Annotated in this window: 16 protein-coding genes; 6 read left to right on the top strand and 10 right to left on the bottom strand. The window is 69.5% G+C overall.

The window, feature by feature from the left end:
* The first annotated feature begins 3 nt into the window (after positions 1 to 3).
* From L6Q21_RS05870 to L6Q21_RS05855, 4 genes are read left to right on the top strand one after another with little or no spacing between them, the layout of a single operon-like run.
* Positions 4 to 1287, top strand: coding sequence for a hypothetical protein (locus tag L6Q21_RS05870; protein ID WP_237829737.1), 1284 nt, complete (start codon positions 4 to 6; stop codon positions 1285 to 1287).
* Positions 1284 to 2315: an NAD-dependent epimerase/dehydratase family protein gene (locus L6Q21_RS05865; protein WP_237829735.1), complete on the top strand. Its 1032-nt coding sequence runs from the start codon at positions 1284 to 1286 to the stop codon at positions 2313 to 2315. Before L6Q21_RS05870 ends, L6Q21_RS05865 begins: the two co-directional genes overlap by 4 nt.
* Positions 2312 to 4132: a thiamine pyrophosphate-binding protein gene (locus tag L6Q21_RS05860; RefSeq protein ID WP_237829734.1), complete on the top strand. Its 1821-nt coding sequence runs from the start codon at positions 2312 to 2314 to the stop codon at positions 4130 to 4132. Before L6Q21_RS05865 ends, L6Q21_RS05860 begins: the two co-directional genes overlap by 4 nt.
* Positions 4129 to 4518: a GtrA family protein gene (locus L6Q21_RS05855; protein ID WP_237829732.1), complete on the top strand. Its 390-nt coding sequence runs from the start codon at positions 4129 to 4131 to the stop codon at positions 4516 to 4518. Before L6Q21_RS05860 ends, L6Q21_RS05855 begins: the two co-directional genes overlap by 4 nt.
* A 19-nt stretch (positions 4519 to 4537) precedes the next feature.
* Here the strand turns inward: L6Q21_RS05855 and rfbG are convergent, their stop codons facing one another.
* Together rfbG and rfbF are read right to left on the bottom strand one after the other, a co-directional pair.
* Positions 4538 to 5668, bottom strand: a complete 1131-nt coding sequence (gene rfbG, locus L6Q21_RS05850; RefSeq protein ID WP_237829731.1) for a CDP-glucose 4,6-dehydratase — start codon at positions 5666 to 5668, stop codon at positions 4538 to 4540.
* Positions 5665 to 6438, bottom strand: a complete 774-nt coding sequence (gene rfbF / locus L6Q21_RS05845) for a glucose-1-phosphate cytidylyltransferase (protein ID WP_237829730.1) — start codon at positions 6436 to 6438, stop codon at positions 5665 to 5667. Before rfbF ends, rfbG begins: the two co-directional genes overlap by 4 nt.
* 29 nt (positions 6439 to 6467) lie before the next feature.
* Here rfbF and L6Q21_RS05840 point away from each other — a divergent pair, with 29 nt between their 5' ends.
* Complete coding sequence (locus L6Q21_RS05840) at positions 6468 to 8120, top strand: ArnT family glycosyltransferase (RefSeq protein WP_237829729.1); 1653 nt, start codon at positions 6468 to 6470, stop codon at positions 8118 to 8120.
* Here the strand turns inward: L6Q21_RS05840 and L6Q21_RS05835 are convergent.
* The 5 genes from L6Q21_RS05835 to L6Q21_RS05815 are packed head-to-tail and all read right to left on the bottom strand — an operon-like array spanning position 8105 to position 12665.
* Positions 8105 to 8941, bottom strand: coding sequence for a ChaN family lipoprotein (locus L6Q21_RS05835; protein WP_237829728.1), 837 nt, complete (start codon positions 8939 to 8941; stop codon positions 8105 to 8107). The genes L6Q21_RS05840 and L6Q21_RS05835 overlap by 16 nt on opposite strands.
* Before the next feature lie 11 nt (positions 8942 to 8952).
* Positions 8953 to 9711, bottom strand: coding sequence for a heme ABC transporter ATP-binding protein (locus tag L6Q21_RS05830; RefSeq protein WP_237829727.1), 759 nt, complete (start codon positions 9709 to 9711; stop codon positions 8953 to 8955).
* Positions 9708 to 10781: a FecCD family ABC transporter permease gene (locus L6Q21_RS05825; RefSeq protein ID WP_237829726.1), complete on the bottom strand. Its 1074-nt coding sequence runs from the start codon at positions 10779 to 10781 to the stop codon at positions 9708 to 9710. Before L6Q21_RS05825 ends, L6Q21_RS05830 begins: the two co-directional genes overlap by 4 nt.
* A gap of 1 nt (position 10782) precedes the next feature.
* Positions 10783 to 11601: a heme/hemin ABC transporter substrate-binding protein gene (locus L6Q21_RS05820; protein ID WP_237829725.1), complete on the bottom strand. Its 819-nt coding sequence runs from the start codon at positions 11599 to 11601 to the stop codon at positions 10783 to 10785.
* Positions 11598 to 12665, bottom strand: a complete 1068-nt coding sequence (locus tag L6Q21_RS05815; protein WP_237829724.1) for a hemin-degrading factor — start codon at positions 12663 to 12665, stop codon at positions 11598 to 11600. Before L6Q21_RS05815 ends, L6Q21_RS05820 begins: the two co-directional genes overlap by 4 nt.
* A gap of 141 nt (positions 12666 to 12806) precedes the next feature.
* Between L6Q21_RS05815 and L6Q21_RS05810 the strand changes: the two genes are divergently transcribed.
* A complete protein-coding gene (locus L6Q21_RS05810) occupies positions 12807 to 15047 on the top strand; it encodes a TonB-dependent hemoglobin/transferrin/lactoferrin family receptor (RefSeq protein ID WP_237829723.1) in 2241 nt (746 codons plus the stop codon).
* Between the two features lie 226 nt (positions 15048 to 15273).
* On the opposite strand, the gene L6Q21_RS05805 is transcribed toward L6Q21_RS05810, so the two are convergent.
* Genes L6Q21_RS05805 through L6Q21_RS05795 form a run of 3 tightly spaced genes read right to left on the bottom strand, consistent with a single transcriptional unit; the run spans position 15274 to position 17381 of the window.
* On the bottom strand, positions 15274 to 15882 hold the full coding sequence (locus L6Q21_RS05805; RefSeq protein ID WP_237829722.1) for a DUF938 domain-containing protein: 609 nt from the start codon (positions 15880 to 15882) through the stop codon (positions 15274 to 15276).
* Positions 15879 to 16895: a YeiH family protein gene (locus tag L6Q21_RS05800; protein WP_237829721.1), complete on the bottom strand. Its 1017-nt coding sequence runs from the start codon at positions 16893 to 16895 to the stop codon at positions 15879 to 15881. The genes L6Q21_RS05805 and L6Q21_RS05800 overlap by 4 nt, the downstream gene beginning before the upstream one ends.
* Positions 16896 to 16901: 6 nt before the next feature.
* Positions 16902 to 17381, bottom strand: coding sequence for a DUF2244 domain-containing protein (locus L6Q21_RS05795; protein ID WP_237829720.1), 480 nt, complete (start codon positions 17379 to 17381; stop codon positions 16902 to 16904).
* Positions 17382 to 17392 lie beyond the last annotated feature (11 nt).

Genomic DNA, 17392 nt, shown 5'->3' with positions numbered 1-17392 from the left:
CTCGTGGCGCGCCTTCCCCGCCTTGTCGAAGCGCTTCTGGCGCTCGGCGTATTGGCCAGCCTCGTCTCTACGGCGCTGTTCTTCCGCGCCCACGGCTATCTGCCCCAGCCCTTCGTGTTCGACACCAATGACACCTTCATGGACTGGTTCAACACCGCCTATTGGGCGAACAACGCCGGGGCCTATGATGTGTGGCGCAGCATCTATCCGCCGCTGTCCTTCGTCTTTCTCGACCTCGCCAGCCTGCCGGGCTGCTATCTATCCTCTCCCTTCCATGCCCGGGATTGCGACGGCTTCGCCCGCTTCACCATCTACGCCCTCTATGCCCTGAATGTCTGGCTGGGCTGGCTGAGCTTTCGCCGCGCCGATCGCGCAACCGCGCCGATGCGGGCCATCGCCTTCGGGCTGGGGCTGCCGCTGCTGTTCACGCTGGAGCGCGGGAACCTGATCCTGGCGGCGCTTCCCTGCTTCATGCTCGCCCATGGCCCCTTGCTGCGCTCGGAAGGCTGGCGGGCGCTGGCCGTTGCCGCGACCATCAACTTCAAGCCCTATCTGCTGCTGCCGGCGCTCGGCCGCGCCTTCAGCCGCGAATGGCGGCCGCTGGAATGGGCCGGGCTCGCCACCATCGGGCTTTACCTGCTGACGCTGGCCGCCGTGGGCGGCGGCACGCCCGGCGAAATCGTCTCCAACACCGCCAACTGGATCGTCTATCAGGGCGGGCAGGTGTGGAACGAGGTGAATTATTCCACCAGCTACGCGCCGCTCCTGATGCTGCGGCTGGCGCCGATCCCGCTCCTCGATTTCGTGCCGTCGCAAACGGTGGAGCGGATCGAATGGCTGGTGCCGCTTATCATCCGCGCCAGCCAGGTGGTGGCGCTGCTGGCGCTGGCCGCCGCCTGGGTGCAGCCGCGCGCGCTTTCCCCGCAGCGGATCGCCGCGTTGCTGCTGGGAGTCTATCTCGTCACCCAATCGCCGGGCGGCTACACACAGGCCTTCCTGCTGTTTCTGGTGTTTCTCGAGCGATGGAAGGGCGCCGGGCCGATCGCGGCCATCGTTTCGGCCTATCTCCTCTGTCTGGTGGCGGACTGGCCGCTTGCCAGCATCCTCGAGCTGAACAGCAACGGCTGGCTTAGCGGCCGTCCGGTCATCCCCAGCTTCGGCCTGACCGCCGGGCATTTCCTGCGCCCCGGGCTCGTCGTGCTGATCCTCTGGGCGCTCAGCCTCGACAGTCTGGCGCGCGTCGCCCGCGCCCACCGGCTGCACCGCCCGACATTGGGGCTGGCATGAACCCGATACTGGAAGAGGATCTCGCCCGCGTGGGGGCAGCGCTGGCGCCGCTCTGGCCGCGCCTCAGCGGCGCGCGCCTCTTCATGACCGGAGGAACGGGCTTCATCGGCCGCTGGATGCTGGAGGTGCTGGCCCGCGCCGACACGGATGCGACGGTCACCCTGCTCAGCCGCAACCCTGCGGCCTTCGCCGCGCGCGCGCCGCATCTCGCCCGGCGGTTCGAGATGGTCGCGGGCGATGTGCTGGATTTCCTGCCTCCCTCCGGTCGCTTCACCCATGTCATCCACGCCGCGACCGACGCCAGCGCCGACCTGAACGCCCGCGACCCGCGCCGCATGTTCGACACCATAGTCACCGGCACCCGCCGCGCGCTGGACATGGCGGTGGCGTGCGAAACCCGGCGCTTCTTCTTCCTCAGTTCCGGCGCGGTCTATGGCCCGCAGCCCTGGGAAATCTCCCATGTGGGGGAGGACTGGCGCGGCGGCCCGGACCAATGCGACCCCCGCTCGGCCTATGGCGAAGGCAAGCGCGCAGCGGAAATGCTCTGCGCCATCTATGGCAGGCAATTCGGGCTGGATGTGGTGAACGCCCGCATCTTCGCGCTGCTCGGCCCGCTGCTGCCGCTGGACATCCATTTCGCCGCCGGCAACTTCATCCGCGACGCGATGACCGGCCGGACCATCCGCGTGCAGGGCAGTGGGCAGGCGGTGCGCTCCTACCTCTACGCCGCCGACCTCGCGCAATGGCTGTGGACGCTGCTGCTGGCCGGAGAAGCAGGCGCGGTGTTCAACATCGGTTCCGAGGAAGCCGTCAGCATCGCCGATCTCGCCCGCCGCACCGCTGGCCTGCTGGGCGGCCCCGGAGTCGAGATTCTCGGCCGCCCCGACCCCGGCTGGAATCCCGGCCGTTATGTGCCCTCCACCGCCGCCATCCGCGCGGCGCTCGGGCTTTTTCCCCGCATCGGCCTCGACGAGGCGATCCGGCGCACGGCGCTGGCGAATGGATGGACCCCCAGAGAGATCCCATGACGAAGATGAAGCTTTCCAACTGGCTCGCGCAGTTTCTGGCCGACAAGGGCATCGAACAGACATTCATGCTAACCGGCGGCGGCGCCATGCACCTCAACCATTCGCTGGGCACGCACCCGCGCCTGAAGACGTTGTTCACCCACCATGAGCAGGCGCTTTCGATGGCGGCGGAAGCCTATTACCGCCTGACCAACCGGCTGGCGGTGGTGAACGTCACCTCCGGCCCCGGCGGCACCAACGCCATCACCGGCGTCTATGGCGCCTTCGTCGATTCGATCGGCATGCTGGTGCTGTCCGGGCAGGTGAAATATGAAACCACCGTCCGCTCGACCGGCCTGCCGCTTCGGCAATATGGCGATCAGGAACTGGACATCGAGGAACTGGTCCGCCCGATCACCAAATATGCGGCGATGGTGACCGAGCCGGACAGCATCCGCTGGCATCTGGAAAAGGCGCTGCATCTGGCCGTCAGCGGCCGCCCCGGCCCGGTGTGGCTGGACATTCCGCTGAACGTGCAGGCGGCGATGATCGAGCCGGAGAAGCTGCGCGGCTTCGACCCGGCCGAACTGGACGAGCCGTGGCGGCAAACCGATTTGCAGGCGGCCGCGCGCGAAATACTGGCCCGCCTGCGCGCTGCGAAGCGCCCGGTAGTGTTCGCCGGTGGCGGGGTGCGGCTTTCGGGCGCGCATGCGGACTTCCTGAAGCTGATCGAGCGGCTGGGCGTGCCGGTCGTCACCGGCTGGAACGCGCATGACGCGCTGTGGAACGCGCATCCGCTTTACTGCGGCCGGCCGGGCACGGTGGGCGATCGCGGCGGCAATATGGTCACGCAGAGCGCCGACCTGCTGCTGGTGCTCGGCAGCCGGCTGAATATCCGGCAGGTGAGCTACAACTGGCAGAGCTTCGCCCGCGAGGCGTTCAAGATCTGGGTGGATATCGACCCGCTGGAATTGCAGAAGCCCAATGTGGTGCCGGACATGCCGGTGGTCGCCGACCTCAAAGACCTGATTCCGGCGCTGCTGGCCGAACCGGATGCCGGCCGAAGCGCGGAACAGGCGGAATGGCTGGATTGGGCGCGCGAGCGCGTCCGCCGCTTTCCCGCCGTGCTGCCCGATTATCGCGCGCATGGCCCGCTGATCCACCCCTATGTGGCGATGGACGAGCTGTTCCGGCAGCTCCAGCCGGAGGATGTCGTCGTCACCGGCAACGGCAGCGCCTGCGTCGTCAGCTTCCAGGCGGCGGAGATCAGGGAAGGCCAGCGGCTGTGGACCAACAGCGGCTGCGCCACCATGGGCTATGACCTGCCCGCCGCTATCGGCGTCGCGGCGGCGACCGGCGGGGACAAGCGGGTGATCGCCATCGCCGGCGACGGCTCGATCATGATGAACCTGCAGGAGATGCAGACGATCGCCGGCTATGGCTTCCCGGTGAAGGTGTTCCTGCTGAACAACAGCGGCTATGTGTCGATCTTCCAGACGCAGCGGAACTTCTTCAACGGCGTGGAAGTGGGCGGCGGGCCGAAGAGTGACGTCACCTTCCCCGATTTCGCCAAAGTGGCCGCCGCCTTCGGCTTCGCCTATTGTCGCGCGGCAAACCATGCGGAATTGCCGGGGGCGATCGCGCAGGCGCTGGCGACCGACGGGCCCGTGATCTGCGAACTGATGCTGGACGAGCATGTGGGCTTCGCCCCCAAGCTGGGCGCCAAGGCCCATCCGGACGGGCGGATCACCTCGCCGGCGCTGGAGGATCTGTCGCCGTTCCTGCCGCGCGAGGTGCTGCGCGAGAATATGCGGATAGAGCTGATGGACGAGGCATGAGGGAGAAGGCCCGCCGCCCCTTGCGCTTCCTGCTGGCGGGCGGCGTGAACACGCTGTTCGGCCTCGGCGTCTATCCGCTGCTGCTGGCGGTGGCGCCGGCCTTGCATTATCTCGTGGCGCTGGGGGTGGCGCAGATGCTGAGCCTGTGCTTCGCCTTCACCACACACAAGCTGTTCGTGTTCCGCTCGCGCGGCAATATACTGCGGGAATTTCTGGCCTTTTCCAGCTTTTACCTGTCCACTTACGCCGCGAACTGGCTGGCCCTGCCGCTGCTGGTGGAAGTGGCGGGCCTGAAGCCGGTGGTGGCGCAATTCTGCTTTGCCATCCCGGTGGTGGTCGGCAGTTACTTCTGGCACTCCCGCGTGAGTTTTCGAAGCCGTTCCTGAAACCGGGGGTGCAGGGGCGTCACGTCCCTGCCGGGGTAAAGGGGCGGAGCCCCTTCGAGCTTTCTTCTGCCGTCATCCGGCGACGGGGGATAGAGTCCGCCCCGCCGGAGGCAAGCGCAGCATAATCCGCGATCTGCCGCAAACTGATGCCGCGCGCATCCTCGCCGCCAGCCACCGCCTTGTGCCACGCCACCAGCCACTCCAGCGCCTGCTCCAGCCGCAAAGCCGGCCGCCAGCCAAGCGCCGCCTGCACCTTGGCGCAATCCAGCCGCAGCACGCCGGCCTCATGCGGGGAAGGGCCGGTGTCGGCCACCGGCGCCTCCCCCCCCCAGAGCGCGCGCATCCGCTCCACGATCCACGCCACGGCCCGCGCATCCTCGGGCGCCGGGCCGAAATTCCAGCCGTCGGCGAAGCGCGCCTCTCCGGCCAGCATCCGCTCGCCGATCATCAGATAGCCACCGAGCGCTTCCAGTACATGCTGCCAGGGCCGCACCGAACGCGGCGAGCGGATGCGGGGGGGCATGCCCGCCTCGAAGGCGCGCACCAGATCGGGCAGCAGCCGGTCGGCCGCCCAGTCGCCGCCGCCGAACACGTTGCCGGCCCGCACCGAGGCGATGGCCGGGCCTTCCGGGTAGGAACGCCGCCAGGCCGAGACCACCAGTTCGGCGGCGCCCTTGCTGCTGCTGTAGGGGTCGTGCCCGCCCATCGGGTCGCTCTCGCGATAAGGCCAGACCCATTCGCGATTCTCGTAGCATTTGTCGCTGGTGACGCAGACGACCGCGCGCACGCCGGGAACGCGGCGCGCGGCTTCCAGCAGATGCACGGTGCCCATCACATTGGTGGCATAGGTTTCCACCGGCTCGGCGTAGGACAGCCGCACGAGGGGCTGGGCCGCCAGATGGAAGACGATCTCCGGCCGTTCCGCCTCCACCGCCCGGCGCAGGCCATCCGGGTCGCGCACATCGCCTTCGTGGTGGCGGATCAGCTCGCCGATCCGCGCCGCCTCGAACAGGCTGCGGGCGGTGGGCGGCGGCAGGGCGAAGCCGGAAACTTCCGCTCCCAGCGCGTGCAGCCAGAGGCAGAGCCAGCTGCCCTTGAAGCCGGTATCTCCCGTGACCAGAACGCGGCGGCCCGCCCATGCGGCGCTCACCAGCGCTTCCATGGCGCGCGGTCGGTCTTCCAGAGCTCTTCCAGATAGAGCTTGTCGCGCAGCGTATCCATCGGCTGCCAGAAGCCGTCGTGGCGATAGCCCATCAGTTCACCGCCATGCGCCAGCGCTTCCAGCGGCCCGGTTTCCCAACTGGTCTGCGGCCCCTCCACGAGGTCGAGCACGGAAGGGTCGGCGACGAAGAAGCCGCCGTTGATCCGCCCGCCGTCTCCGGCCGGTTTTTCGCGGAAGCTGGTCACCCGTTCTTCCTCGAACTCCAGCGCGCCGAAGCGGCCGGGCGGGGTGACGGAGGTGATGGTCGCGCGCCGGCCATGGGCCTTGTGGAAGCGCACCAACTCGCCGACGTCGATATCGGCCACGCCGTCGCCATAGGTGAAGCAGAAGGGCTCGTCCGGGTCCAGATAGTCGCGCACGGCGGCGAGGCGGCCGCCGGTCATCGTCTCGGCGCCGGTGTCGACGAGGGTGATGCGCCAGGGCTCGCTACGAGCGTGGTGGACGTTGAGGCCATTGCCGCCGCGCAGGTCGATCGTGACATCGGAACTGTGCAGGAAATAATTGGCGAAATATTCCTTGATCAGCCAGCCCTTGTAGCCGAGGCAGATGATGAAGTCGTTGAATCCGCTGGCGGAATAGATCTTCATGATGTGCCAGAGGATCGGCTTGCCGCCGATTTCCACCATCGGTTTCGGCCTCACGACGGTTTCCTCGCCCAGGCGCGTGCCCAGGCCGCCGGCCAGAATTACGGTATGCATCGTTGCTCCACGTCTTGGCTTTCGACAGCATGACGGAACCGTTCGCCCCAGCCCGCAACACGCAACCGGCAACCCGGGGGGAAGCCTGGTTGCTGGCGCTGATAATGTGCGCGGGGGCGCTGCTGCGGCTGAATGGCATAGGCTTCGGCCTGCCGGCGCTGAACGACCCGGACGAGCCGCTGTTCATGACGACCGCGCTCGACATGCTGCGCAACAAAAGCCTGAATCCGCACTGGTTCGGCCATCCGGGGACTGTGACGCTATATAGCTTGGTGCTGGTCAGCCTGGGCGTGGCGGCGCTGGGCCTTGCGACAGGGCGTTTCGCGGATACCGACGCCTTCGTGGCGGCCGTCTATGCCGATCCCGGAATCCTCTTCCTGCCGGCGCGGATTTTCATCCTGCTCTGTGGGCTGGGCTGTATCTTTCTGCTCTGGCGGATCGGCCGGCGGATCGGCGGGGCGCGGCTCGGACTCGTCGCGGCGACGCTGCTGGCGGCCAGCCCGCTGCATGTCGGCTATTCGCAGCTCATCCGCACCGATGTGCAGGCGAGCCTCTTCATGCTGCTTTCGAGCAGCGCCGCGCTTTCCATCGTGGAGCATGGCCGGCGCGGCGACTATCTGCGCGCCGGCCTCTGGGCGGGGCTGGCCTGCGCCACCAAATGGCCGGCGGCGCTGGTCCTCGCCAATCCGCTCGGCGCGGCCTTATGGCGGCGCGGCGGCTGGCGGCGGATCGCGCTGCTGCTGGCGGCGGCGGCGGCCGGGCTGCTGCTGGCCTCTCCCTTCCTGCTTCTCGATCACCAGACATTGCTGCGCGACCTCGCCGGCGAAGCCCGCCCGGCGCACCCCAGCGCGACCGGGGAAGGGCCGATCGGCAATCTTCTCTGGTATCTGCGCGGGCCTTTGCGCACGGCGTTCGGCGCCGCCGGGCTGCTGCTGTCGGTGGCGGGTGTCGGCCTCATGTGGCGCAGGGCGCCGCAGGCGGCGACCGCGCTGTTCCCGGCGGCGCTGCTGCTGGCGGCGGTGATCGTGGCGCAGCCCCTGCGCTGGGAACGGTGGGTGGTGCCGCTGCTGCCTTATATGGCGCTGGCGGCGGCCTATGCCCTGTCCGCGCTTTCGAACGCCTTTCGCCTCCGCTTCGGGCGCAGGCTGCCATGGGCGGAAGCCGCCGGCCTGTTTTTGCTGCTGCTGCCGATGCTGCACGGCACGCTTTCCCGCGCGCGGGAACGGCAGAATGACACAAGGCAGATCGCGTCGGACTGGGTGCGCGCGCATGTCCCGCCGGGCAGCAGCATCCTGATCGAGCATGCCGCCTTCGATCTGTTCCAGGGCCCGTGGCGGTTCCGCTTCCCGCTGGGCGCGGCCGGCTGCGTCGACCCGAAGGCGGCGCTGGCCGGCAAGATCGGCTATGACAAGGTGGAGGCGCAACGGGTGGGCCGGCCGGTGATCGACCTCGGCAATGTCGCCCCCGAGCGCATGGAAAGCTGCCGCGCCGACTATGCCCTGTTCGTGAACTACGATCGCTACCGGCAGGAACCGCAGCATTTCCGCCGGGAACTGGAGCGTTACCGCGACGTGCTGCGCGGCAGTTGCGAGGTGAAGGTCGTGCGGCCGGAGGCCGGCGTGTCGGGCGGCTGGGCCGTGCGTATCCTGCGCTCCGGCCCCTGCCCTCAGCCGGCGCCGTAGAGCAGGTCTCCGGCGGTCGCGGGCGTGTCGCAGCCGGCGGCCGGAACCGCCGTCAGCACCTGTGGCAGCCCCAGCGCCCGCAACTGGTGCGCGGCGCCATGGCCATTTTCCACATGCCCCTGGCCCATCACGCCGACGGCGAGGGCCCCGGGGTGGGCGGCCAGCGCGTCGCGTAGGCCTTCAGCGAAGGCCCGGTCCCACACCGTCTGCGCGGCGATGAACCGCGCGACCGCCTCGGGGCTTGCCTCGCGGGCGTGCTGGCGGAACACGTCGGTCAGCGATTGCGCATAGGCTGGGTCCGGCTCGGCCGGCTTGCCGACCGGCGCGCCACCCGGAAAGCCGGCGGCGGCCTTGTCGAAGCCCTCGCGGCTGACCTGGCGGATGAAATCCCGGTCTATGTTGAGGGCGAGCATGGGAATCTTCCGCTCCCGCGCCAGGTCGAACAGCGGGCGATAGGCGTCGAAGTCGTGCCGCCACAGCTCCGCCCAGCGGCTCTTCTCGAAAAAGGCTTCCGGCGTCAGTTCGCCGGCCACCCACTGGTCCAGCACCGACTGCATGGAGCGCGGCAGATATTCGATTCCGATCACCACCGGCTGGCCGGAATCGAGAAGCGCGCGGATCGTCTGCGCATGCCATTGGTGGTGGGCCGGAGTGGCGTGCTTCTCGCCCAGCAGCAGCACGCGGTTGGCGCGGATCGTCTGCAGCGCGGCGTCGGCGGCGAGAGGCGCGCTTCCCGCCTGCCACTGCCCGGCCGGCACGCAGACGCCTTCGGCAAGGGCGGGAAAGGCCAGCAAAGCCAGCAGCAGTACCAGCGATTTCATATGTCGTCCTTTCAAGCCGCCTGCGGCACAAGCCCGGCGGCGGACCGGCTGTCCAGCCCGTAAAGCCCGGCGATGCGCTCCGCCGTCAGCAGCTCGGCGGGCGGGCCGTCGCCGACGATGGCGCCCGATTCCATCAGCAGCAGCCGGTCCGCCACGCGCGCCGCCAGCGCCAGATCGTGCAGCGAGACGATCACCGTCGCGCCGTTCCTCGCCGCGCGGCGCAGCACGTCGGCGAGCGCGAACTGGTGGCGATAATCGAGACCGCCGGTGGGCTCGTCCAGCAGCAGCAGCGGCCGTTCCATGGCGCGGGCCTGCACCAGAATGCGGGCGATATGGGCGCGTTGCTGTTCCCCGCCCGAAAGCCGGGTGACGGGGCGGGCCGCCAGATGCCGCAGGTCCATGTCGAGGATCGCGTCTTCCACCAGCCGCTGCCCGTCCGGGCGGCTGGCGGCGATGCCGTGCGGGTGGAGGCCCATTTCCACCACCTGCCGCACGCTGAAATCGAAGGCCACCCCGGCGCGCTGCGGCAGCATGGCCCGGCGGCGGGCGCGGCTTTCCAGCGAGACCTGCGCCAGCGGCTCGCCGTCCAGCAGCAATTCGCCCCGGCTAGGCAGCAGTTCGCCGCAGAGCGTGTCGAGAAGAGTGGACTTGCCGGCGCCGTTCGGCCCGGCCAGCGCCACCACCTCGCCGGCGGCGAAAGCCAGCGTCACGCCGGAAAGCACCGGGTTCGCGCCCCGGCGGACGTGGATGTCGCGCGCCTCGATCCTCACGACAGGCCCCGCGCGTTCTTCAGCAGCATGGCGATGAACAGCGGCGCGCCGACCAGCGCGGTGACGATGCCCACCGGCACTTCCGCCGGCAAGGCGATGAGACGGCCGACGAGATCGGCGGCGGAAAGCGCCAGCGCTCCGCCCAGCGCCGCCAGCGGCATCAGCGCCCGGTGCGCCGGGCCGACGGCAAGGCGCACCATGTGCGGCACCACCAGCCCCACGAAGCCGATGATCCCGGAAATGGAAACGGCGGCGCCCACGGCCACCGCCGTCAGCAGCCCCAGCCGGCGGCGCAGGCGGTCGGTGTCGATGCCCAGATGTCGCGCTTCGGCCTCCCCCAGCGCCAGCAGGTCGAGAAGGCGCGCGGTCCGCATCAGCCCGAAGGCGGCGAGCGCCATCAGCAGCAGCGCCGGGCCCAGCACCGGCCATTCCACCTGCGCGAAGGAGCCGAGCAGCCAGATGGAAAGGGCGCGCATCTCGGTGTCGGTGCCCATGAAGGTGGCAAGGCCGATCACCGCCGCGCCGATCGCGTTCACGCCGATCCCCACCAGCAGCATCAGCACCGTCGCCCCCGGGCCGCCACGCCGGCCGAGCGACAGCACGGCCAGGATCGCCAGCAACGCCCCCAGAAAGGCAAGCCCCGGAAGCAGGAAGGGTTGCAGCCAGGCGATGGCGACAAGCGGCGCCAGCAGCGCCGCGCCGAACACGAACCAGACGGCGGCGCCCATCGCCGCGCCCGTGGAGACGCCGAGCAGGCCGGGCTCGGCAAGCGGGTTGCGGAACAGCGCCTGCAACGCCGCGCCCGCCAGCGCCAGCGTCGCCCCCACCGCCAGAGCCGAAAGCAGGCGCGGCAGGCGGATTTCCCGCAGCACCATCACATTGCCGGCGTCCCCCTCGCCCAGTCCCAAGGCGCGCAGTCCCAAAGCGTCCAGCATGTCGGCGGTGGAAATGGGCACCGCGCCGAAGCGCAGGTTCAGCAGCACCGAAAGCGCCAGCAGCCCGGCCAGCACCACGCCGGCAAGGGCAGGGCGCGCCAGCCGGACCGGCGGGTTCGCGGCGATCGTCGCCACCTCAGCGCGTCTGCTGCGCGAGCTTCGCCACCGCTTCCGGCAGGCGCGGCCCGAAGTTCAGCGCCGCCAGACTGTCCACCACGATGATCCGCCCGGCCGTCGCCGCCGGCGTGCGCGCCAGCGCCGGATCCTTGCGGATGGCGTCCAGGCCGCCGGCCAGCCCCAGCACATGGCTGGGAATCAGGATATAGTCGGGCTTGGCGGCCAGCGCGCCTTCGGCCGAAAGCGGCTTGTAGCCGCTGCCGGGAAAGGCGTTGGTGCCGCCCGACAGGCGGATGAAGCTGTCGCCGGCCGTCTCCGATCCGGCCGCGAGCAGCCGGCCCGGCGCCTGCGCCAGAAGCAGCAGCATGCGCGGCTGGCGCGGGTTCGCCGGCACCTTCGCCAGCCGGGCGGCGATGTCGGCCGCCAGCTTCTCCCCTTCCGCCGTGCGGCCGGTGGCGGCGGCCACGGTGCGCACCTTGGCGGAGACGCCGGCGGGCGTGTGCGGCGATTCCAGCCGAACCACCTTCACTCCGGCGCTTTCCAGCTTCGTCAGCACCGTCGCCGGGCCGGCGCCGTCGGCGGCGATCACCAGAGTCGGCTTCGCGGCGAGGATCGGTTCGGGCGCGAGCGCGCGGAAGTAGCCGAGCTTCGGCAGCTTCGCGGTGCCGGCCGGATACATGGAAGTGTCGTCCACCCCGACGATCTCGTCGCCCTTGCCCAGCGCGTAGAGGATCTCGGTCGCGTCGCTGCCCAGCGAGACGATGCGCTCCGCCGCCAGCGCGGCGCCGGGCGCCGCCAGCAGCAGCGCGGCAAGGAGGCAGGCAAGCAGCCGCTTCATGCGAGGCTTTCCACTTCGCGCACCAGCGCCTGCCAGCTTTCCAGTTCGGGAAGGCCGGGTTTGCGCTCGCCGAAGAACTGGGCGATCAGCTCGCCCTCGGCGTCGAACAGCTCGATCGAGTGCACGGCGCTGTCCTTCTGCGGCTTCCAGACGGCGAAGGCGCGGGCGATATGGTCGGTGCGCAGGTGCAGGTTGAAGCCCTTGTCCAGCACGTTCAGCCACGGCCCCATCACCTTGATGTTGCGAACCGGGCCGCTGTGGATCTGGATGCAGCCCCTGTTGCCGACGAAGCACATGATCGGCACTTCGCGCGCCGAGGCCTGCTCCAGAACCGTGCGGATCGCGTCCGCCGGCACTTCGCGGGCGTAGGGGGCGCCGACCAGCCGCATCGCCTGCTCCCGGCCGACCTTCAGCTTCTTCAGCAGCGCGAAGAAGTCGTGCACGTCCTGCAGCTTCGCCCAGCCGTCGCGCAGGGCTTCGAGGTCGATCTCGCTATCCGGGCGGTCGGCGACCGGCACCGGCGCCGGGGAGACGCTGAGCGGCCCAGCGTCGGCGTCGGTGAAATCGGCCACCAGCCGGTCGAAGGCGGCCATGTCGGTCGCCGGGCGGGCGAACAGCTTGAACACGGCGACGCCGCTGGCGTCGAAGAACTGCAGGCTGCGGCGCACCGAGCCATCGTCCAGCCGGCGGGAAACGGCGAAGCCCGAAACCCAATGGTTCAGGAAGATGCGCAGGTCGATGTCGTGGTTCAGCACCACGCCCATCACCTTGCCCAGATCGACATGGTCGAAGCGGCCGTCCTTCTCGTGCACGCAGGAGGCGTTGCGGGTCAGCACCATCACCTCGCCCAGCTCGGGCATGCGGCGGATGATGTCGGCGGCGGGAAGCCGCAGGCGGACGGCGTCACCGGCTTCCTGCCGGGCGATCAGCTCGCCTTCGGAAATGCCCAGCTCGGCGGCGCGATCGACCGGGCGGACGGTGCGGGCGGCCGCGGCCAGCGCGGCGGTGGAGTCTGCCGCGCTCTGCGCGGCGGCGGAATCGGAAACGGGGGAGGAGGCGGACATCGGCAGCTTTGCGCTTTCTGCAACAGTGGATGTGAAATCGCAGATGCCACTATTGAGAGTCACTTGCAATCTTGTCTCGCCGCTTGCATGGAGCCGCTAATGAGAACCGCTAGCAGATAGCGGATTGCGAAAGGAAAAAGGATGAACCGCACCAAGGGGTCGCCGGCCGGGATCGCCGGGCTTTTGAGGACCCTTTCCCTGCTTCCGATGCTGGCGATGGCCGTTGCGGCGCAGGCCGAAGCCGATGCCGCCGCCGATACCGCGCCCGCCGACTCGCAGCTTCTGCCGATCACCGTCACCGCCACCCGCGCGCCCGTGTCGCTGCTGGAAGCGCCGGCCACCGTCACCGTGATCGACGCCGAGGAAATGGCCGACAATATGGTCAGCGACATCCGCGACCTCGTCCGCTTCGAGCCCGGCGTTTCCGTCCGCCGCGCGCCCGCCCGCTTCGGCGCCGCCTCCGGTTCCACCGGCCGCGACGGCAATTCGGGCTTCAACATCCGTGGTCTGGACGGCAACCGCGTGCTGCTGCTGGTGGATGGAATCCGCGTGCCGGACGGCTTCGATTTCGGCGCCCAGCTGGCCGGCCGGGGCGACTATGTCGATCTGGCGCTCATCAAGCGGGTGGAAATCCTGCGCGGGCCGGCCTCGGCGCTCTACGGCAGCGACGGCCTTGCCGGCGTCGTCAGCTTCCTGACCGCCGACCCTCAGGATTTCCTGAAGGACGGCCGGAATATCGCCGGAATGGCGCGCGGCGGCTATGAAAGCGCCGACGACAGCTGGTCGGCGACGGGCGTGCTCGCCGGGGGCACCGGGGCGCTTTCGGCCATGGTCGCCTACACCCGGCGGCAGGGCCATGAACTGAAGAACATGGGCGAGAACGACGCCCCGAACTCCACCCGCACCAAGCCGAACCCGCAGGACATCAAGTCCGACTCGGTGCTGGCGAAGCTCGTCTATGATGTCGGCGGCGGCCACAGCCTGCGCGCCACCTACGAGCATCTGAGCGACCGGGTGGACACCGACGTGCTGAGCGGCCGCGCTCCGAACCCGATCGCCGGCACCGCCGTCATCGACCTCCAGGCCTTCGACCGGGTGAAACGCGACCGCGCCTCCCTCGACTGGCGCTATGTGGGCGACGGTCTGGTCGAAAGCGCGCAGGTCACAGGCTATTGGCAGCAGGGGCGCAACCGCCAGGAATCGCACGAGGACCGGCTGACCGCCGCCGACCGCACCCGGATCAACACCTTCGACAACCGCGTCTGGGGCGCGGCCGGCGACGTGACCCTGGGCTTCGACACCGGCGGCGTCAGCCACCGGCTCTCGGCCGGGGGAGACATGAGCTTCACCAGGCAGGAAGGCCTGCGCGACGGCACCGTGCCCACGGCGCCCGACGTCTTCCCCAGCCGCGCTTTCCCGGTGACGGACTATACGCTGGTCGGCGCCTTCGTCGGCGACGAGATCCGCTTCGGCGACAGCGGCCTGATCCTGTTCCCGGCGATCCGCTTCGACCATTTCAAGCTGGACCCGCAGGACGACCCGCTGCTGCCCGATTTCCAGGGACTCGAAACGTCCGGCTCGCGCTTCTCGCCGAAGCTGGGCGTGACTTGGCGGGTGTCGGAGGGCTTCTCGCTCGTCGGCTCCTACGCGCGGAGCTTCAAGCCGCCGGCGCCGGGGCAGATGAACCAGTTCTTCGAGAATCTGACCTCGCCATTCGCCGCCTACAAGGTGGTGCCGAACCCCGAGCTGAAGCCGGAAACCAGCGAGAGCTTCGAAGGCGGAATCCGCATCGCCTCGGGGCCGGTGACGGGCATGGTGACGGCCTTCACCGGACGCTACAAGAATTTCATCAGCCGCGAGGCGGTGGGCGGAACCGGCAGCATCAGCAATCCGCTCCTCTTCCAGTTCATCAACCTCGAATCCGCGAAGATCCATGGGGCGGAAGCGCGCTTCTCGGTGGTGCCGGTCGCGGGCGTGACTCTGGACGGCGCCATGGCCTGGGCCAAGGGCACGACCGACCGCGACGGGGTGGAAGCGCCGCTGGAGTCGATCGACCCCCTGAAGTTCGTGCTGGGCGCGGGCTGGGACGACAGCGAACAGCGCTTCGGCGGGCGGGTGATCGCCACCTTCGTCGGCGCCAAGGAGGCGCGGCTGACGAGCACCATTCCGTCCGACGGCCACACGGTGATCGATCTCACCGCCTATGCGAAGCTGGGCGAGCATTTCACCCTGCGCGCCGGCCTCTTCAACCTGCTCGACGAGAAATATATCGAATGGTCGGACCTCAGGAACCTTGCCGACACCGCGGCCAATCGCGCCGTAATGGACGCCTGGACCCAGCCGGGCCGCAATCTGAGCGTATCGCTGACAGCGCGCTTCTAGGTTGGGAACCCATATAAGCCACTGTTGTATTTTCCCGTCACCCCGGGCTTGACCCGGGGCCCAGCTTTTCTGCTGGCGCCGAGCTTGAGGAAGAAAGCGGGACCCCGGGTCAAGCCCGGGGTGACGAAGGATAAGAGAGGTGCCGAAGGGGAATTTGAGTCCCCGACCTAGATAGCTGCCTGAGCGGCCGGCGGCGCCCTTCCGAGGGGGGCCGCCGGCACCGCCTTCAGCCCGTCCGCTGAAAGAGGAGGGCGAGGTTGTTGGCCGGAAGCGCGTGGCGGGCAACCGGCCGCAGGCCGTGGGCGAGGCCCGCGCCTTCCACCTCGTGCCGCCAGCGCAGGCCCCATTCGGGATCGCGCGCTTTCAGGCTGGCGTCGAAGGCCAGATTGGAAGCGGCGGTTTCCACGCCTTCCTCCAGATAAGGCCCATAGATCAGAAGGCGCGCGCCGGCCGGCAGAACGCGGGCCGCGCCTTCGAACAGGCCGAGCGTCGCCGTCCATGGGCTGATATGCAGCATGTTGATGCAAAGCGCTGCGTCCGCCCGCTCGATCGGCCAGCGCAGGGGCGCGGTGGCGTCCAGTTCCATCGGCGGCAGGATGTTGGAAAGGCCGCTGTCGGCCACATGCGCGCGGATGGAAGCGCGGGCTTCGGCCGACGGATCGCTCGGCTGCCAGTAAAGGCCGGGCAGAGCCCGGGCGAAATGCACTATATGCTCGCCGGAGCCGCTCGCCACTTCCAGCACGAGGCCTTCCGCCGGGAAGGAGTCGCGCAGCAGTTGCAGGATCGGCTCCCGATTGCGCCGCGCCGCCGGGGAGGAAAGCCGCGCCTCCCTCATGCGCCGATCCAGAGGATCAGCGCCGTCACCACCAGAAGCTGCCAGCCGGTCTGCGCCAGCAGAGTGAGCGCCAGCGTCGGCCGGGCGGCGCGCAGTTCGCCGAAGCCGGTCTTCAGGCCGATGGCGCCCACGGCCGCCGTCAGCAGCCAGGCGGCGGCGGTGCCGGCCAGTTGCGACACCTGCGGCGGCAACAGCGCCGTGGAGGTGACGACGGCGAACAGGAAGAACAGCACCAGGAAGGTCGGCGGCCGGACCGCGCGCCAGCGGCGGCCGGCCTGCGCGTCGCCGCTGCCCAGGAAGGCGAAGGCGATCCCCGTCACCACCGGCAGCAGGCAAGCGACCCGGATCATCTTCACCGTCACCGAGCGGACGCCCACCTCCTCGGAAACGGCGAAGCCGGCGCCCGCCACCTGCGCCACGTCGTGGATGGCGCCGCCCAGCAGCAGCGCGGTGGCGCCGGGGCTGAAATCCAGCGCCCGAGCGATCAGCGGATAGCCGAGCATCGCCGCTGTCGACATCAGCGAGACGATGAGGATCACCAGCACCGTCTCCCGCTCCAGCCCCGGCCGGCGCGGCACGGCGGCGGAGGCGGCGAGCGCGGCGGACGCGCCGCAGATGGCGACCGAAGTCGCGGAAACGGTGGCGAGGTCGGCCGGCTGGCGCAGCAGCCGGGCGATGCCGATCCCCCCCAGCACCGTCGCCGCGACCGAGGCCAGCACCAGCGCCAGCGCCGGCCAGCCGAGCGCCAGAAGATCGTCCGCCACCACCCGGAAGCCCAGCAACGCCACGCCGGCGCGCAGCACGGTGGCGGAGGTGAAGCCGATCCCCGGCGCCGCCCAGGCCGTCAGCCGTGGAAGCGCCAGCCGTGTCGCCATGCCCAGCGCCAGCACCACCAGCATCGCCGGCAGGCCGGCAAACGCGCTTGCCAGCAGCGCGAGCTTGGCGATCAGCGCGCACAGCAGCAGGCCGCCGGCAAAGGCGGAGGGGAATCGGCGGCGGGCGGCTTCGGTCATATGGTCTCAGCGATGGCCGGCGCGGAAGCGGGCCAGGCCATCCTCGATCACGTGGGCGATCTCGGCTCGCTCGGCCGGGGACAGAAAGGCGCCGAGCGGATGCCGGGCGCCGCGCGCCGTCAGCCACAGCCGGTTGCTGCCCTCGCCCTGCGACTCCAGTTCCACCTTGGCCCAATAGGGCTCGATCCGCATGCGGCGGACGGGGCCGTGCGGCTGGATGCGGATCAGTTCCAGCCCGTCCGAATCCAGCCGCAAATGTTCGGACTGGCGGCCGGAGCGTTTTGATTCCCCAAGCGCCCACCAGAGCAGGCCGAGGTCGAGCAGCATGAAGGGCAGGATCGGCCAGGCGCCAAGGAACAGGAAGCGCAGCCCCATCAGCCCGAACAGCAGCGCCACGCCCGCCAGCAGCAGCCACATCTGCCGGGGCTGCATCGGCCGGCTGGGGCGCAATTCCAGATCGAAGATGGCGGGCTTGCGGGGCGGCATGGCCCTGCTCT

The organism is Sandaracinobacteroides sayramensis (assembly GCF_022014495.1).
Lineage (GTDB): Bacteria > Pseudomonadota > Alphaproteobacteria > Sphingomonadales > Sphingomonadaceae > Sandaracinobacteroides > Sandaracinobacteroides sayramense.
The sequence above is the reverse complement of the archived record's forward strand: the minus strand, read 5'-3'. Positions and strand labels throughout refer to the sequence as shown.

What these genes read in the sequence shown, in the direction of transcription:
- L6Q21_RS05865 (WP_237829735.1), top strand. Translation starts at nt 1,284, where the DNA reads ATGAACCCGATACTGGAAGAGGATCTCGCCCGCGTGGGGGCAGCGCTG.
- L6Q21_RS05860 (WP_237829734.1), top strand. Translation starts at nt 2,312, where the DNA reads ATGACGAAGATGAAGCTTTCCAACTGGCTCGCGCAGTTTCTGGCCGAC.
- L6Q21_RS05855 (WP_237829732.1), top strand. Translation starts at nt 4,129, where the DNA reads ATGAGGGAGAAGGCCCGCCGCCCCTTGCGCTTCCTGCTGGCGGGCGGC.
- rfbF (WP_237829730.1), bottom strand. Translation starts at nt 6,438, where the DNA reads ATGCATACCGTAATTCTGGCCGGCGGCCTGGGCACGCGCCTGGGCGAG.
- L6Q21_RS05840 (WP_237829729.1), top strand. Translation starts at nt 6,468, where the DNA reads ATGACGGAACCGTTCGCCCCAGCCCGCAACACGCAACCGGCAACCCGG.
- L6Q21_RS05835 (WP_237829728.1), bottom strand. Translation starts at nt 8,941, where the DNA reads ATGAAATCGCTGGTACTGCTGCTGGCTTTGCTGGCCTTTCCCGCCCTT.
- L6Q21_RS05820 (WP_237829725.1), bottom strand. Translation starts at nt 11,601, where the DNA reads ATGAAGCGGCTGCTTGCCTGCCTCCTTGCCGCGCTGCTGCTGGCGGCG.
- L6Q21_RS05815 (WP_237829724.1), bottom strand. Translation starts at nt 12,665, where the DNA reads ATGTCCGCCTCCTCCCCCGTTTCCGATTCCGCCGCCGCGCAGAGCGCG.
- L6Q21_RS05810 (WP_237829723.1), top strand. Translation starts at nt 12,807, where the DNA reads ATGAACCGCACCAAGGGGTCGCCGGCCGGGATCGCCGGGCTTTTGAGG.
- L6Q21_RS05805 (WP_237829722.1), bottom strand. Translation starts at nt 15,882, where the DNA reads ATGAGGGAGGCGCGGCTTTCCTCCCCGGCGGCGCGGCGCAATCGGGAG.
- L6Q21_RS05800 (WP_237829721.1), bottom strand. Translation starts at nt 16,895, where the DNA reads ATGACCGAAGCCGCCCGCCGCCGATTCCCCTCCGCCTTTGCCGGCGGC.
- L6Q21_RS05795 (WP_237829720.1), bottom strand. Translation starts at nt 17,381, where the DNA reads ATGCCGCCCCGCAAGCCCGCCATCTTCGATCTGGAATTGCGCCCCAGC.